The 13,941-nt window shown below is 70.4% G+C and carries 11 protein-coding genes; 4 read left to right on the forward strand and 7 right to left on the reverse strand.

Going from position 1 to position 13,941, the window contains the following annotated elements; all coding sequences use genetic code 11:
• Nucleotides 1-60 precede the first annotated feature (60 nt).
• Nucleotides 61-768, reverse strand: a complete 708-nt coding sequence (locus I0C86_RS43810; protein WP_407676353.1) for a hypothetical protein — start codon at nt 766-768, stop codon at nt 61-63.
• Between the two features lie 358 nt (nt 769-1,126).
• Nucleotides 1,127-1,582 carry an SRPBCC family protein gene (locus tag I0C86_RS26760; RefSeq protein WP_196204052.1) on the reverse strand — a complete coding sequence of 152 codons (456 nt, stop codon included), beginning with the start codon at nt 1,580-1,582 and terminating at the stop codon, nt 1,127-1,129.
• 168 nt (nt 1,583-1,750) lie between these two features.
• On the opposite strand from I0C86_RS26760, the gene I0C86_RS26765 reads away from it, so the two are divergent.
• The 3 genes from I0C86_RS26765 to I0C86_RS26775 are packed head-to-tail and all read left to right on the forward strand — an operon-like array spanning nt 1,751 to nt 5,950.
• Nucleotides 1,751-3,565 carry an AMP-dependent synthetase/ligase gene (locus I0C86_RS26765; protein ID WP_196204053.1) on the forward strand — a complete coding sequence of 605 codons (1,815 nt, stop codon included), beginning with the start codon at nt 1,751-1,753 and terminating at the stop codon, nt 3,563-3,565.
• 14 nt (nt 3,566-3,579) lie between these two features.
• Nucleotides 3,580-5,274: a sensor histidine kinase gene (locus tag I0C86_RS26770; protein WP_196204054.1), complete on the forward strand. Its 1,695-nt coding sequence runs from the start codon at nt 3,580-3,582 to the stop codon at nt 5,272-5,274.
• Nucleotides 5,275-5,281: 7 nt separating this feature from the next.
• The gene (locus I0C86_RS26775) at nt 5,282-5,950 is read left to right on the forward strand and encodes a response regulator transcription factor (protein ID WP_130460771.1); all 669 of its coding nucleotides are present in this window, start codon (nt 5,282-5,284) and stop codon (nt 5,948-5,950) included.
• Between the two features lie 75 nt (nt 5,951-6,025).
• Here I0C86_RS26775 and I0C86_RS26780 read toward each other — a convergent pair whose 3' ends face one another.
• From I0C86_RS26780 to I0C86_RS26795, 4 genes are all read right to left on the reverse strand, one after another.
• The gene (locus I0C86_RS26780; RefSeq protein ID WP_230394847.1) at nt 6,026-6,463 is read right to left on the reverse strand and encodes a DUF4395 domain-containing protein; all 438 of its coding nucleotides are present in this window, start codon (nt 6,461-6,463) and stop codon (nt 6,026-6,028) included.
• A gap of 64 nt (nt 6,464-6,527) precedes the next feature.
• A complete protein-coding gene (locus I0C86_RS45195) occupies nt 6,528-7,028 on the reverse strand; it encodes a TlpA family protein disulfide reductase (protein WP_323373867.1) in 501 nt (166 codons plus the stop codon).
• A gap of 101 nt (nt 7,029-7,129) precedes the next feature.
• Nucleotides 7,130-8,254: a glycosyltransferase family 4 protein gene (locus I0C86_RS26790; protein ID WP_196204056.1), complete on the reverse strand. Its 1,125-nt coding sequence runs from the start codon at nt 8,252-8,254 to the stop codon at nt 7,130-7,132.
• Entirely contained in the window at nt 8,251-9,510 is a 1,260-nt protein-coding gene (locus tag I0C86_RS26795) for a M48 family metallopeptidase (protein ID WP_196204057.1), read from the reverse strand. The genes I0C86_RS26790 and I0C86_RS26795 overlap by 4 nt, the downstream gene beginning before the upstream one ends.
• A gap of 434 nt (nt 9,511-9,944) precedes the next feature.
• On the opposite strand from I0C86_RS26795, the gene I0C86_RS26800 reads away from it, so the two are divergent.
• Nucleotides 9,945-13,511 (forward strand): NACHT domain-containing protein, encoded by a 3,567-nt coding sequence (locus I0C86_RS26800; protein WP_196204058.1) that lies wholly within the window; start codon nt 9,945-9,947, stop codon nt 13,509-13,511.
• 23 nt (nt 13,512-13,534) lie between these two features.
• Here I0C86_RS26800 and I0C86_RS26805 read toward each other — a convergent pair.
• Nucleotides 13,535-13,941 (reverse strand): transposase (locus tag I0C86_RS26805; protein WP_323373422.1); only part of this gene is annotated, 407 nt, incomplete at its 5' end.

Consider the following 13,941-nt stretch of genomic DNA (forward strand, 5'->3'; position numbering starts at 1 on the left):
CTACCGTGCCCGTCACCACCGCCGTGGCCTCCGGTCCGCCCGGTCGGACGGTTCCGGCAGTCAGGGTCCCTGGTCGGGGGTCGCCTGCTCGCCCGGGCCGGCGGTGACCGGTCCCTCCGGGGTCCGCGAGGCGGGCACCGGTGGTCGCCCGGCGGCCGACGAGCCGTCGGACCGGGCCCCGCCCGTCCCGGCCGAGGTCGACCGGTCCGGATCGGCGGTCATCCCGGTTTCCTGGGCTCCAACCTCCGCGCGGGTGGCGTCCGCCCAGACGTCCTGCTCGTCCGCCGGCCACGAATCATGCCTGGTACGAGTGGCTTCGCGCCACACCGCGTCTTCCCGGTCACTTGTGGGGGCGGCTGACCTGGCAGCGGGGGTGTCCGCGGCGTCGGCATCGCGCCGGCCGCCGGTGTCGGCGGCGGTGCTGTTGCCCGTGTTCCCGGCGACGGCGGAGAACGCGCGGAGCAGGCTGGCCACCCCGGCCGCGAAGTCACCGGCGCCGGTGGCGAGCCGTTCGGCGAATTCCGGACTCGGATCGCGCAGGGCGGCGATGGACCGGCAGACGGGACAGACGCAGCATTCGGGTCCACCGGTGGCGAAACCGGCGCCCAGCGGAGAGCCCTCGCCCAGCGGAGAGCCCGCACCCGAGCGCTTGGCCTGCGGAGGGGGCTCGGCCGACGGAGAGCCCGCGTCCGAGTGCCCGGCCCGCGGAGGGACCTCGGCCGAGGGTCCGCTGTCCGGATCCGTCGCCGCCGGAGCGGGCTCGGCCAACGGTCCGCTGTCCGGATCCGTCGCCGCCGGATCCGTCGCTGCCGGAGCGCGCTCGGTCGTCGCGGCCGACCAGGGATCGGTGGTCGTCGACCACGGTTCCGCCTGCCGGGGCGGCGACTCGGTCCGCTGCGGGGACGGGACCACCTGGTCCAGTACGTCGGAGATCACCTGGCTGAGCGGACCGAAGGTTCCCGCCCGGTCCCGGGCCCCGGAAGCGGCCGAACGGGCCATCGCGAGCGCGGCGGCGACCAGCCGCTCGGCCTCCTCGCGTGCGGATCCCGGATCGGTCGGTCCGCCGGACGAACCGTCTGCTCCCATGATCGGCTCCTTTACGCTCGACGCGCACCGGGCGAACGCGTCAACGCGCCCCGTCCGTCGTCTCCACCCGCCGCTTGAGCTGGGTCAGTGCGGCATCCATGATCATTTTCTCGGCCTTGCGGCGGAACATGCCCAACATGCCCACCGACAACTCGACCTCGAGCGTGTAGGTCACGGTCGAGGTGCCGTCCCCGTTGTCCTCGATGTCGTACGACCCGTTCTGGGTCCGCTGCATCCGTGAGGGCTCCACCAGGTGCCACTCGATCCGCGAGATGTCCTCGGAGTACTCGTACGCCAAGGTGTACTCGTCGGTCATCACAGCGGCATCAAGCACGAACCGGACCTGGGCGGCGTAACCGTCCTCGTATTCCTCGGCCACCTCGACCCGCTTCACCGCTTCGGCCCACTCGGTGTAGCGCGGAAAATCGCAGATCACTTCCGTCACCCGGCTCGGGGGCGCGGCGATGACGATCGACTGGGTGGAGGAATCCGCCATGCCCGGCAGGCTACCTCGCAAGGGGGTGGCTCCGGCCCACCACCTCGCCCCATTCGTGTGCCGGTGGGCGTACCTCATCGGGCGAGGTGACCCGGACGACAGGTAGGTTGCGGGGTAGCCGGAGCGGTCGGAGGCAGGCCGGTCCGATACGAGCACGAGGGAGTGCAGGTGCGCGAGTTCTCGGTCCCGCCAGCGGTCACGGTCGGCGACGCGGCCAACCTCACCGACCCGGTCTGGGACAACGCCGAGCAGGCGCCGGACAGCGTGCAGTTCGTCCGCCGCGCCCCGGGCACCTCCGGCACCGACGGCGAGTGGACCGACATCACCTGCCGGCAGTTCCGGGACGAGGTGGTCGCGCTGGCCCGCGGCCTGGTCGCCGCCGGGATCACCCCGGGAGCGCGGGTCGGCCTGATGTGCCGGACCCGGTACGAGTGGACCCTGACCGACTACGCGATCTGGGCTGCCGGCGCCGTCACCGTGCCGATCTACGACACCTCCAGCCCCGAACAGGTGGCCTGGATCCTGTCGGACTCCGGCGCGGTGGCCTGCGTGCTGGAGACGAACGCGCACGCCGTCGCGCTCTCCGGCATCCGGGACCGGCTACCCAACCTGGAGCAGGTCTGGCAGATCGAACTCGGCGGACTCGACGAACTGGTGGGCCTCGGTGACCAGGTCGACCCGGCCGAGGTCGACGTACGCCGCAAGGCGGTGAAGGCGGCGGACATCGCCACCATCATCTACACCAGCGGCACCACCGGCCGCCCCAAGGGCTGCGTGCTGACCCACCGGAACATGCTCTCCGACATCTGCAACGCCATCCCGGTGCTGTCCAACCTCTTCAACGAGGGGGCGTCGACGCTGCTCTTCCTGCCGCTGGCCCACTCGTTCGCCCGACTGATCCAGATCGGCACGGTACGGGCCCGGGCCACCGTGGCACACAGCGCCGACACCCGGAACCTGGTCAGCGAACTGAAGGAGTTCCAGCCCAGTTTCGTGCTGTCGGTACCCCGGGTCTTCGAGAAGGTCTACACCGGCGCCGTCCAGAAGGCGAGCGACGAGGGCAAGGCCAAGATCTTCGCCAACGCCGAGCGGGTGGCGATCGCGTACAGCCAGGCGCTGGACACACCCTCCGGGCCGGGCATGGGCCTGCGGCTGCGGCACCAGGTCTTCGACCGGCTGGTCTACCGCAAACTCCGGGCCGCGCTCGGCGGCCGCTGCCAGAACGCCATCTCCGGCGGCGCCCCACTGGGCGCCCGGCTCGGCCACTTCTTCCGGGGCGTGGGGGTGCTGGTCTACGAGGGGTACGGCCTGACCGAGACCTCACCGGCGGTCGCGGTGAACCTGCCCGGCGCCACCCGGATCGGCACCGTCGGCCGGCCACTGCCCGGAGTCACCATCCGGATCGCGGACGACGGCGAGATCCTGATCAAGGGCGACGTGGTGTTCCAGGGCTACTGGAACAACCCGGAGGCGACCGCCGAGGTGCTCACCTCCGACGGCTGGTTCCACAGCGGCGACCTGGGCGAACTCGACCGGGACGGCTACCTGTGCATCACCGGGCGGAAGAAGGAGATCATCGTTACGGCCAACGGCAAGAACGTCGCACCCGCCGTACTGGAGGACGCGGTCCGGGCGCACCGGCTGGTCAGCCAGTGCATGGCGGTCGGTGACCGGCGGCCCTTCGTCGCCGCGCTGGTCACCATCGACGCGGAGGCCCTGCCGAGCTGGCTACGGGAGCACGGCCGGCCGGAGGACACCGAGGTCGAGGCGCTGCGGAACGATCCGGAGCTGCGGGCCGAGATCCAGACCGCCGTGGACGAGGCCAACAGGGGCGTCTCCCGGGCCGAAGCCATCAAGCAGTTCCGGATCCTTCCCCGGGACTTCACCGAGGGCACCGGTGAATTGACGCCGTCGATGAAGGTCAAGCGGAACGTCGTAGAGAAGACATACTCGACGGAAATCGCCGAGATATACGGCAACTGACTACCATCCGTCAGGTGCCCGCCTCGACCTCCGGTCTTCCCCGCCCGCATCCTCTCGCGGCGGCGGCGCGCGTCGTCATGCTCGCGCTCGTCGCGGTCCTCACCCTGATCGCCACCCGGGACCCCGGCCAACTCCGCTGGGTCGCCCTGCTCGCCGTCGCGGGTATTCCCGCGGTGATCGCCCCCGGACATCGGCCGCTGGCCCCGCTCGGCAGGTTCGCCGAGGTCGTGATCGTCGGGCTGGCCGCCGGTCAGGTCGCCGCGGCGGCGAACATCGGCACCCCGATGCCCGGTCTCGGCGCGTCGGCGATCCTCCCCTACCTCGCCGTGCCGCTCACCGTCGCGGCCCTGCAACGCCGCTCGCGGGAGGGCATCGCCCTGATCGCGGTCACGGCGGCGACCCTGGTGGTGAACGGCGCCTTCACCAGCGCCGACGGCGGGCGGCTGATCGGCCAGCCCGGTTACCTGGCGGTGGCGGCCCAGTGGTTGATCCTGGCCGCCCTGGGGCTGTCCGCGGCCGGCACCCTGCAACGGATCATGCAGGCCCGCGGCGAGGGCCGGCCACAGCCGTACGCCGAGGCGACCCGCCTGCTGACCCAGTTGCGCAGCGTCGCCAGACAGCTTCCCGGAGCGACTCTCGATCCGGGCAGCATCTCCGAGCACCTGGTGGAGGAACTGCGCGGCGTGGCCCGGGCCGACCGGGCGGCGGTGCTCTCCGCCAGCGGCGGTGGCCGGCTGGTGGTGCTCGCCCAGGCCGGCGTGGACCGGGTCGACTGGGAGACGACGCTCGACGCCGACTCGGCCATCGCCGACGCCTGGGCCAGCCAGCAACCGCAGACCGCGCACCGGTCACAGGCCCGCTCACACTCCGGCGGGGACGTCTCCGCGCTGGTCGTACCCCTGGTCGCCGGGGTCCGGACGGTCGGCCTGGTCACCCTGGAGGCCGACGTCGCGGGCGCGTACCCGCCGGCGGTGGTGTCCCAGGTGACCGCGCTGACCCGACCGGCGGCGCTGCGGCTGGAGGCCGCGCTGCTCTTCGACGAGGTACGGTCGCTGGCCACCAACGAGGAGCGCCAGCGACTGGCCCGGGAGATCCACGACGGGGTCGCCCAGGAACTGGTGATGGTCGGGTACGGCATCGACAACGCCCTGGCCAGCCTCCCCAACAGCGCCAAGGAGACGGCCGAGGAGCTGCGGGTCCTCCGGGGCGAGGTGACCCGGGTGATCACCGAGTTGCGGCTGAGCCTGTTCGAGCTGCGCAGCGAGGTCGACCGGCACGGTGGGCTCGCCGCCGCGATCGCCGAGTACGCCCGCACGGTCGGCGCCTCCGCCGGGCTGCGGGTGCACTACACGCTCGACGAGTCGACCGCCAGGCTTCCGGCCGCGACCGAGGCGGAGTTGCTCCGGATCGCCCAGGAGGCGATCACGAACGCACGCAAGCACGCCGGGGCGGCGAACCTTTGGGTCACCTGTGCCATAGATCCCCCATTTGCCCAGATTGAAGTGTCGGATGATGGTCAGGGCATTGCTGACCAGCGCCCTGATGGCAGGTATGGTCTTGCGATCATGGCGGAGAGGGCGGAACGTATCCGAGGCCGGCTAGAGATCAGTCCGCGACACCCCAGCGGCACGACGGTGGCAGTGGTGCTCGGAACCTCTCCCCGGCGCGATAACGTGCGCGATAGCGTCACTGCATCAGAAGGGGAGTAACCCGAGCATGACCACCAGCCCCACGCCGACCACTCGGACCAAGGTTCTGCTCGTCGACGATCATGACCTGATCCGCAAGGGCCTGCGGCACGCCTTCGAGCGGGACCGGCAGTTCGAGGTCGTCGGCGAGGCCGCCACTGCCGCGGAGGGGGTCCGACAGGCGGGCGCCCTACAGCCCGACGTCGTAATCATGGATCTCCGCCTTCCGGACGGCAGCGGGCTCGAAGCTACCCGAGCCCTCCGCAAGTCCAGCGCGACCATGGGAATCGTGGTCCTCACCATGTACGCGGGTGACGACCAGTTGTTCGGCGCTCTCGAAGCCGGCGCGAGTGCCTTCGTGCCGAAGACCGCCCCCGCCGACGAGGTGGTGGCCGCCGCGCGGCACGCCGCCTCGTCGCCGAGTGCGTTCACCGCCGCCGATCTCGCCGAGGCGATGAAGCGTCGGCTGGCTCCGTCCGGCCCGCAACTGTCGCCACGGGAGGGCCAGGTGCTGCGCCTGCTCGCCGACGGAATGAGTGTCGCCGGCATCGCCAAGCAACTGTTCGTCAGCGAGTCGACGGCGAAGACGCACATCTCCAAGCTCTACGAGAAGCTGGGCGCGGCCAACCGGGCCCAGGCGTTGATGACCGCGCTCCGGCTGGGTCTCCTCGAGGCACCGGACGCACCGAAGTTCTGATCGACCCCGTGACCGCCGCCCGGCCCCCGATGGCCGGGCGGCGGTTCGTACTTCCGGCGGTGCCCCTCGTCGCGGTCAGGGTGCCGGGTTGGGCACCCGGGCCGGGATCGCCCGCCCGGTCAGCCGCCGGAACAGCAGATACGCCTCGCATCCCAGGCAGAGTCCGAAGGCGGCGTTGAGGAACGCGGCGGCGAGCGCCAGGCTGGCCATGACCAGGCCCAGGACCGGCAGCCCCGCCAGATAGCCGGCAGCGCAACCGACCAGGAAGACGAACCCGACGACCTGGGTGAACCGGACCGGCGCCACCGGCTCCAACTCGGCCGGTCGACCCAGCCGGGGCGCGACGACGGCCCGGAACAGCCACGCGTACGGACCCCGGCGTGGATCAATAGCGGTGAGGCCGAACACCAGCGCCTGGGCGAGCGCCAACCAGCCCGAGCCGGTGATCATCACGACGATCACGACGAGTGCGGTGAGACCTGCGGCGAAGCGCGGTCCACGAGGGTCGAGCATCACGGTCACCTCGGTCGGCAGGGGCGGGGGCCCGGTTGGGTCCAGGCGGGTGACAATCTGCGGATCATGACGGCGTCTCGGGAAGCAGGGGCGTGAGCAGGGGCGTGACGGCCGCGACGACCTCGGTCCTTTCCGGCACACCGGAGACGCGGTGCAGCACCCGGCCGTCGGCGTCGACCACCAGCACCGTGGGCGTACGCCAGATGCTCAGCGCCCTGACCCCGGTCGGTGAACTCGCCGCGTCGATCTCGACGTGGCGTACCCCGGGAAGCGTCTCGGCGACCTCGGCGAGTATCCGACGGGTCGCCCGACACGGCGCACAGAACTCCGAGGAGAACTGCAACAGCGTGACCGGAACACCCGGCTCGACGCCGAGCGCCACCAGCAGACCCGGACTGACCGGCAGCCCTGGCCCTACCCTCGTGCTGGACCGGGGCGACGGGCCATCGAGCGGCGCGACCGGACGCAGCACGCCGTCCCGCCGACGCCGCCACAGCCCGACGCCGGTGGTGAGCACCAGCACGCCCGCCACCGCCACCAGCCCGGGAAGTACGGAGTCCCGCACGTGATCATCGTGTCACGGCGGACCATCGATAACCAGCTCTATATTGTCACCTTCGTGGCCGGACAGGCCCCGCCGGCACACCTGTCGGTTCCGCCGCCCGGTCAGCCGTCGAGCAGTTCCGTCATCCGCCCCGCCTGGTTCTCCCAGCGCCATTCGCGCTCCACCCAGGCCCGTCCGGCGGCACCCATCCGGCGGGCCAGTTCGGGGTCGGCGAGCAGAGCGGCGACCCGGTCGGCGAGTTGACGCCCGTCCCGCCCGTCGACGACGTGGCCGGTCTCGCCCTCCCGTACCGCGTCCGGGGCGCCACCGGAGTTGCCCGCCACCACCGGCAGCCCGGTCGCCGACGCCTCCAGGTAGACGATGCCCAGCCCCTCGACGTCCAGCCCACGGTTACGCGTCCGGCACGGCATCGCGTAGACGTCTCCGGCCGCGTAGTGCGCCGGCAGCTCGGCGGTCGGAACCGAGCCGGTGAACACCACGTCGGCGGCGACGCCGACCCGCCGGGCCAGCTTCTCCAACGTTGCCCGGTAGGGCCCGCCACCGACCACCAGCAGCGTCGCGCCGGGCACCCGACGCCGGATCTCCGGTAGCGCCCGGATCAGTGCGTCCTGGCCCTTGCGCGGCACCAGCCGGGACACGCAGACCACGACGGGCCGGTCGGTGAGACCGTGCCGGGCCCGGACCTGCGCACCGTCGACGTCCGGGTGGTAGACGTCGACGTCCACTCCGGGCGCCAGCCGGCGGAGTTCGGTACGGCCCCGCAGCACGCGGTCCAGCCGTACCCGGGTGTACTCGCCGAGGTAGGTCGTCACGTCGACGCCGTCGCCGATCCGGCGCAGCGCCGACCGCGCACCGGGTAACGCCGCCCAACCGACCTCGTGACCATGGGTCTGGGCCACGGCCCGCCGAATCCCCGCCCGGCGGCGCAGCCCTCCGGCGAGCAGTCCCAGCGGCGCGGCGGCGCCGAACCAGACCGTGTCGCAGTCGTACGCCCGGGCGAGTTCGGCGGCCCGGCGCGCGACGTGCCGGGTCGGGAGCAGTACCTTGGTCGGCTCCCGCACCACCTCGAACGGCTGGTCGGCGTCGAACTTGTCGGCACCGCGCCAGGTCGAGGCGTAGACGACGAGCGAGCCGGGCGGCTGTCGCACCGCCAGGCCGTGCACGAAGGACTGGATCCCGCCGGGACGCGGGGGAAAATCGTTGGTGACGAGCAGTGTCCTGGTCAACCGCCGGCTCCTCGGGCGTAGGCGCGGGCCGCCGCCATCCGCTCCACCGTGGAAGGGTGGCTGGCCGAGTAGAGGTACTCCCAACGCGGCGGATCCGGGTCGGCGAGGTTGATGCTGGAGAGCCGGCGCTGCATCGCGTCGAAGGCGGCCGGGTCACCGGTGAGGGCCAACGCGTGTGCGTCCGCCCGCGCCTCGACCTGCCGGGACACCCACGCCTGGGCTGGCGCGGCCACCAGCCCGGCCACGGTGACCAGTGCGATCAGCAGTGGAAACGCCCTCGGATCGGCCACCGAGTCGACACCCGCGGCCCGGAGCAGCGCGCCCCACGAGCCGAGCAGGTAGAGCGCCACCACCGCCACGGCGGCACCCAGCGCACCGGTCAAGGTGCCGGTCAGCACGTCCCGATCCTTCGCATGCCCCAACTCGTGCGCGACCACGCTGGTCACCTCGGCCGGTGGCGCCTCGCGGAGCAGCGTGTCGTAGACGACGATCCGACGGGTCGGCCCGAATCCGGAGACGTACGCGTTGACCGCCCGGGTCCGCCGGGACGCGTCGGCGACCAGCACGTCCCGGACCGGTACGTCGTCCCGCTCGGCGAGCGCCATCAGCTCGGTACGCAGTGGCCCCGACTCCATCGGGGTGAACCGGTTGAAGATCGGCTCCACCAGCACGGGCAGTACGAAGGAGAGCAGCGTGACCAGTACCGCCGCGCCGGCCGCACCGAACGCCCACCACCAGCGGGGCGCCAACCGGATCACGGTGTAGAAGCCGAGCAGGGCCACCGCGCCGATCACGGCACTTACCGCGTACGACTTGAGCAGGTCGATCGTCCACCCGCCCCAGCCCTGGGTGGCAAGTCCGTAGCGGGTCACCACCGAGTGTCGCCAGGCGGCGAACGGCAGGGTCAGCAGGTCCGCCACCAGCACCACGGCGAGCCCACCGAGCACCGCCTGGGCGATCCAGTTGTTCCCGAACGGGCGACCGACCAGACCGACCAGCTTCGCGCCCAGCGGGGTCAGGCCGAGCAGCAGGGCGACGAGCAGTCCGACCGCCATCCCGCCGTAACTGCCCGGCCGAAGGGCGGACTTGAAGGCACGCCCCCGGGCCACGTCCTCGGGCCGTAGTTCGTCGAGGGCGGCCAACTGGTCCACCCGGGGCGCTGGCGGGCGGTGCCACGGCACCAGCAGGGCGGTGGCGGCGACCAGGAGAAGTACGAGGACCACGAACGTCAGGCCCGCCCAGGCGCGCGGCGTCATGCCATCGCCGGGCAATGACCACCGGGCGGGGTCGGGCGGCCACCGCGAGCAGACATGCCAGATCGGGCGAGGACGTCACAGCGGCGCATCATCCCTGTCGTCCGTCCTCCCACCCGACGTATCTGACCCAATCCTATGCCGGGTGGGCGCGGGGCCTGTCGGGATCCCCGCCCGGTCGGCTGTGCCGTCCGGAGCCCGCCGGAGCCTGCCGCTCAGAGCCTGTCGCCCGGACAACGGAGGGACACCGGACCTGACGAAAGGGACATGGGCATTCGATGAAAGGACGCCTGCGGGCCGGCTTCCGGCCCGATGTGATGTTGGCCAACTGTCGATACTGTCGCCTCAATCGCTGACGTGACCGGCGCAAGCTTCGACGGCCGACAGGGTTCCCACAGCGTAGGCCGCGATGACGACCCACTGGGAGGGGACGCTCCGTGGCAGAGGCAGAGGGCTTCAAGAGGATGGCCCAGAGCATTGTCGGTGGCGCGTTCAAGGTTCTATTTCCGACCCTGGCCCCCCGGATTGACGGCCTACGCGACATCGCGTCGGCAATGACCAAGATCAAAGAGGGCGAGTACGCCGCTCGGGCACTTCCGTTCCGATTGGAGGACGCCGCGGAGCGGATCACCGACCGGCTCCGGCGGATGGAGTTACGGGAATTCGGCAAGCTCGACGAGAACGAGCGGTCCCAGGCGATCGAGGGTGTCATCGAGGCGCTCGACGTCATCAACGTCGACCCGGAGACGGTGCTTCAGGAAGCCCTGACGGTACCCGAGATACGGCGGCGGTTGACTCCGGTCGCCAGGCAGCGGTGGCAGAAGCAGCAACTGAGCGACCAGGGCCAGGCCTACGGCCGCCTCTTCCTCCACGAGTCCTGTTCCTACCTGCACGCCCTGGTGCGGGACCTGCCCGGCTTCGACAGCAAGGTGGCCTGGGAAACGTACATTCTGACTCGCAAGATCGACGAAGTGCTGGACCGGGCGATCACCAGCGTCATCCCGCCGCTCTTTCCGCCGGGCGCCACGGTCGAGACCGGCCGGCTGGAGGCCGACTACCGCACCGACATCACCTCGACCCACCAGTACACCGATCTCTTCGGCGTTGCGCTGCCGCCGGAACTGCGGCAGCACCCGGTGGAGGTGGCCTACATCCGGCTGCGCTCCACGGAGCCCACCAACGGAACCGATCGGTACGAGCCCGAACGCCCGGAGCCCAGCCGGCAGGTCGACGTGGTACTCGGCCGGATACTGCGGGACTCGACCCGGGTGGGTGGGCACGGCAGTCGAATTCTCATCACCGGCGCCGCCGGATCCGGCAAGACGACGATCGCCCAGTGGCTCGCAATCACCCTCGCGGCCCGGAATCCGCCGGCGACGATCGCACCGTGGAAGGACTGCGTGCCGTTCATGGTGCCGCTGCGTCGGCTGTTCCTTCATCGCGAGCAACCGACGTACGAGAGTCTGGTCATCCCCTCGGCGGACCGGGGACAGGCGTCCCTGGTGTCCTGGGCGACCACCAGGCTCGACACGGGCGACGCGGTGGTGATATTCGACGGCTTCGATGAGGTACCGGACCATGATCGGCTTGTGGCGGCGGACTGGATAGGCAAACTCATCGTCCGACATCCGAAGGCACACTTCGTGATGACCTCCCGGCCGGATCATCTCGACCGGCGTTGGTTTCTCCGGCACCACTTCCGGCACCTTTCCCTGCTGCCGATGAATCCGGAGGAGGCTCTGGAATGCATCCACCGCTGGTTCCACGCACTGCTCACGTCGACGCCGGTGCAGGAGCGCCTGGAATACAAGCGGCGGCGCGACCAGTTACTGCACGATTTCCATACCCGGCCGGCGGTCCGCGACCTGAGCGAGACGCCGTTGATGTGCGCGATGCTCTGCGCCTTCTACGCCAACCGGATCAAGGAGTCGGTTCCCAGGACGCGGATAGACCTCTATCGGCGAGTGGTCGCCGCGTTGATCGATCTACGGGACCGCGACCGGAACCTGCGGCACTCAGCAGGATCGTTGCTGGACTACAACGACAAGAAACTGCTGCTGCAAGCCATCGCCCGGCACATGTCGGACGCCTCGGCCAGTTCGATCCGGATCCAGCCGCTGGGGGAACTGATCTCGCTCTCCCAGGAGCCGTCCAGCCACGCCCTGGACATCGCCGGCACGGTACCGGAACGACTGCACGACGCGTCCGCGCTGGACATCGTCGCCGACCAGCTGCGGGCGATGCTCGCGCCCAAGCTCGAAGCGTCGCACGCGTTGGACTACCTGCTTCGCCGAAGCGTGGTCTTCCGGCAGGTTGCCAGCAACGAGGCGCAGTTCGCGCACCGGTCGCTCCAGGAGTTCCTGACCGGCAGCGCGTACGCCTACGACGGGGACGTCACGGAACTCCTCGCCCGAGCCACCTCCGCGGAATGGCACAGGGTGCTGGTCTTCGCGTCGGGCACGGCCCGCAACAGGAAAACCGCGACGGCGATCATCAAGGGCCTTCTCACCAGGGCAGAGAAACACCGGGACCAACGTCGGGTGATGCTGCTGCTGGCGGCCGAATGTATGGGGGCGGCCCGTCAGGTCGAGTTGGCGGTGGCGGAGAAGGCCCGGGAGGTCATCCGCGAGGTGCTGCCACCGCGCAACCTCGGGGAGGCACGGCTGCTGGTCGGCCTCGGCGAGGAGACGCTCAACTGGCTGCGGTACCAGCCGGGCACCGGCATCGACGTCGCCCAGGCCTGTATCTGGACCGCCTCGAGAATCGGCGGCCCGACCGCACTGGAGATCCTGGTCGACTACGCCAACTCGCCACTCGCCCAGGCCCTCGCCGCCGAACTGGTGGACGCCTGGGAATGGTTCGACCCCGAGGAGTACGCCGATCGGGTCCTGGCGTCGCTGCCGCTCGGCCAGACTCAGGTCACCATTCACGGCACGGCACAGTTGCGTGCCCTGCCCTCCGCGCCCACGATCACCTCCGTACGCCTCGACGCAGCTGTGGGGATCGAGGATCTGAGGGCGGTGGGTAGTGCCGTCGAGCTTCGCGAACTCGACTGCGGACAGGTTGCCACCCTGAGGTCGTTGGCCGGGCTGTCGGCCCTGCCGAGGCTCGGTCGCCTCAATCTGAGCGGCAACAAGCTCCTGGCCGACGTCTCGGAGCTGGGTCGCGCCACCCGGATCAGGGAGCTCTACCTCGGTGACTGCGTGAGCGTCAGCTCGCTGGACCTGGTCGCCGCGCTGAGCGACCTACGGGTGCTGGTACTCGACGGTTGTCTCGGGATCGCCGACCTCGGGCCGGTCGGGCAGCTCCACCGGCTACAGACGCTCTCCGTCGACGGCTGCTCCTTCGGCGGTCTCGAATTCTGCCGCCCGCTGTCCGCCCTGCGTACGCTCCGGGCCCGGCCGGTCGGCGAGGGCGTCGAGGATGCCGGCGGGGTCGCGGGCTGCCACGAACTGCGCCGACTCAGTCTGAAACTGGCACCGGGGCGCACCGTCGGTCTGCCGAAGGTCGCACCCACGCTGCGACACGTGGAACTGGCTGGACACGTCACCCAGTACGACGTCAGAGCGCTGCTCGGCTGCCCACAACTGAGTGTGTTGTCGACGTCGGCGGTCGAAGGCGGCCGCAACCTCGACTTCCTCGAGGCCTTTCCCGAACTCGCCCGGCTGGCCGTGGTCGACTCCACCGGCCTGGTGGAAATATCGGGGTTGGCGAACTGCCCCGAGATCTCGCACCTGGATCTCAGCGGCAGTGGCGTCGAAAATCTCTCCACGCTGTCGAAGCTGCGCAGGCTACGGCACCTGCGGCTGGACCGATGCCGGTCGTTGTCCGACATCTCCGCGTTGCACGCCCTGCCGGAACTCGAATACGTCAGCCTGGATGGAGTGCCGGGGGTGCTGCACGACGCGATCCTCCGACTGCGGAGCAGAGCCGTCCGGCCCGTGGCGGTCTACCACGATCCCTATCCCGCCCTCGCCGACCGGGTCGACTTCGGGGTCTCCTAGCTAGACGAGTAGTTCCGAATGGATCAGTGGTCGTAGGCGATCAGTGACCGGGTGACGGGTGCGCCGGTCTTGTTGTTGTGCCAGATCGCGGCGGCCATGGCCAGCAGGCGTTGGGCGACTCGGACCGCGACGCCCTCGAAGGTCCGTCCGCCGTGTTCTTCCAGGTCGAGTTGGCCTTTGAGGGTGTCGTTGACCGACTCGATGAGTTGGCGGACCTTCTTGAGCATCGGTTCGCCGTAGTGGGCCTTCTCCCGCTTGCGGGACGGTCGCAGCAGCTCGATGCCCTGGGCAGCGAGTTGCCGCTCGAACGGTTTGGAGGCGAAGCCCTTGTCCGAGATGAGCAGGATGCCGTCGTGTTCGGCGATCACCCCGGCGTCGGCTTCCAGCATCGCGGCCAGTACCTCGCGTTCGCCGATCTTGGGGTTCGCCA

The organism is Plantactinospora alkalitolerans (assembly GCF_015690345.1).
GTDB lineage: Bacteria > Actinomycetota > Actinomycetes > Mycobacteriales > Micromonosporaceae > Plantactinospora > Plantactinospora alkalitolerans.

What these genes read in the sequence shown, in the direction of transcription:
- I0C86_RS26760 (WP_196204052.1), bottom strand. Translation starts at nt 1,582, where the DNA reads ATGGCGGATTCCTCCACCCAGTCGATCGTCATCGCCGCGCCCCCGAGC.
- I0C86_RS26775 (WP_130460771.1), top strand. Translation starts at nt 5,282, where the DNA reads ATGACCACCAGCCCCACGCCGACCACTCGGACCAAGGTTCTGCTCGTC.
- I0C86_RS26780 (WP_230394847.1), bottom strand. Translation starts at nt 6,463, where the DNA reads ATGCTCGACCCTCGTGGACCGCGCTTCGCCGCAGGTCTCACCGCACTC.
- I0C86_RS26795 (WP_196204057.1), bottom strand. Translation starts at nt 9,510, where the DNA reads ATGACGCCGCGCGCCTGGGCGGGCCTGACGTTCGTGGTCCTCGTACTT.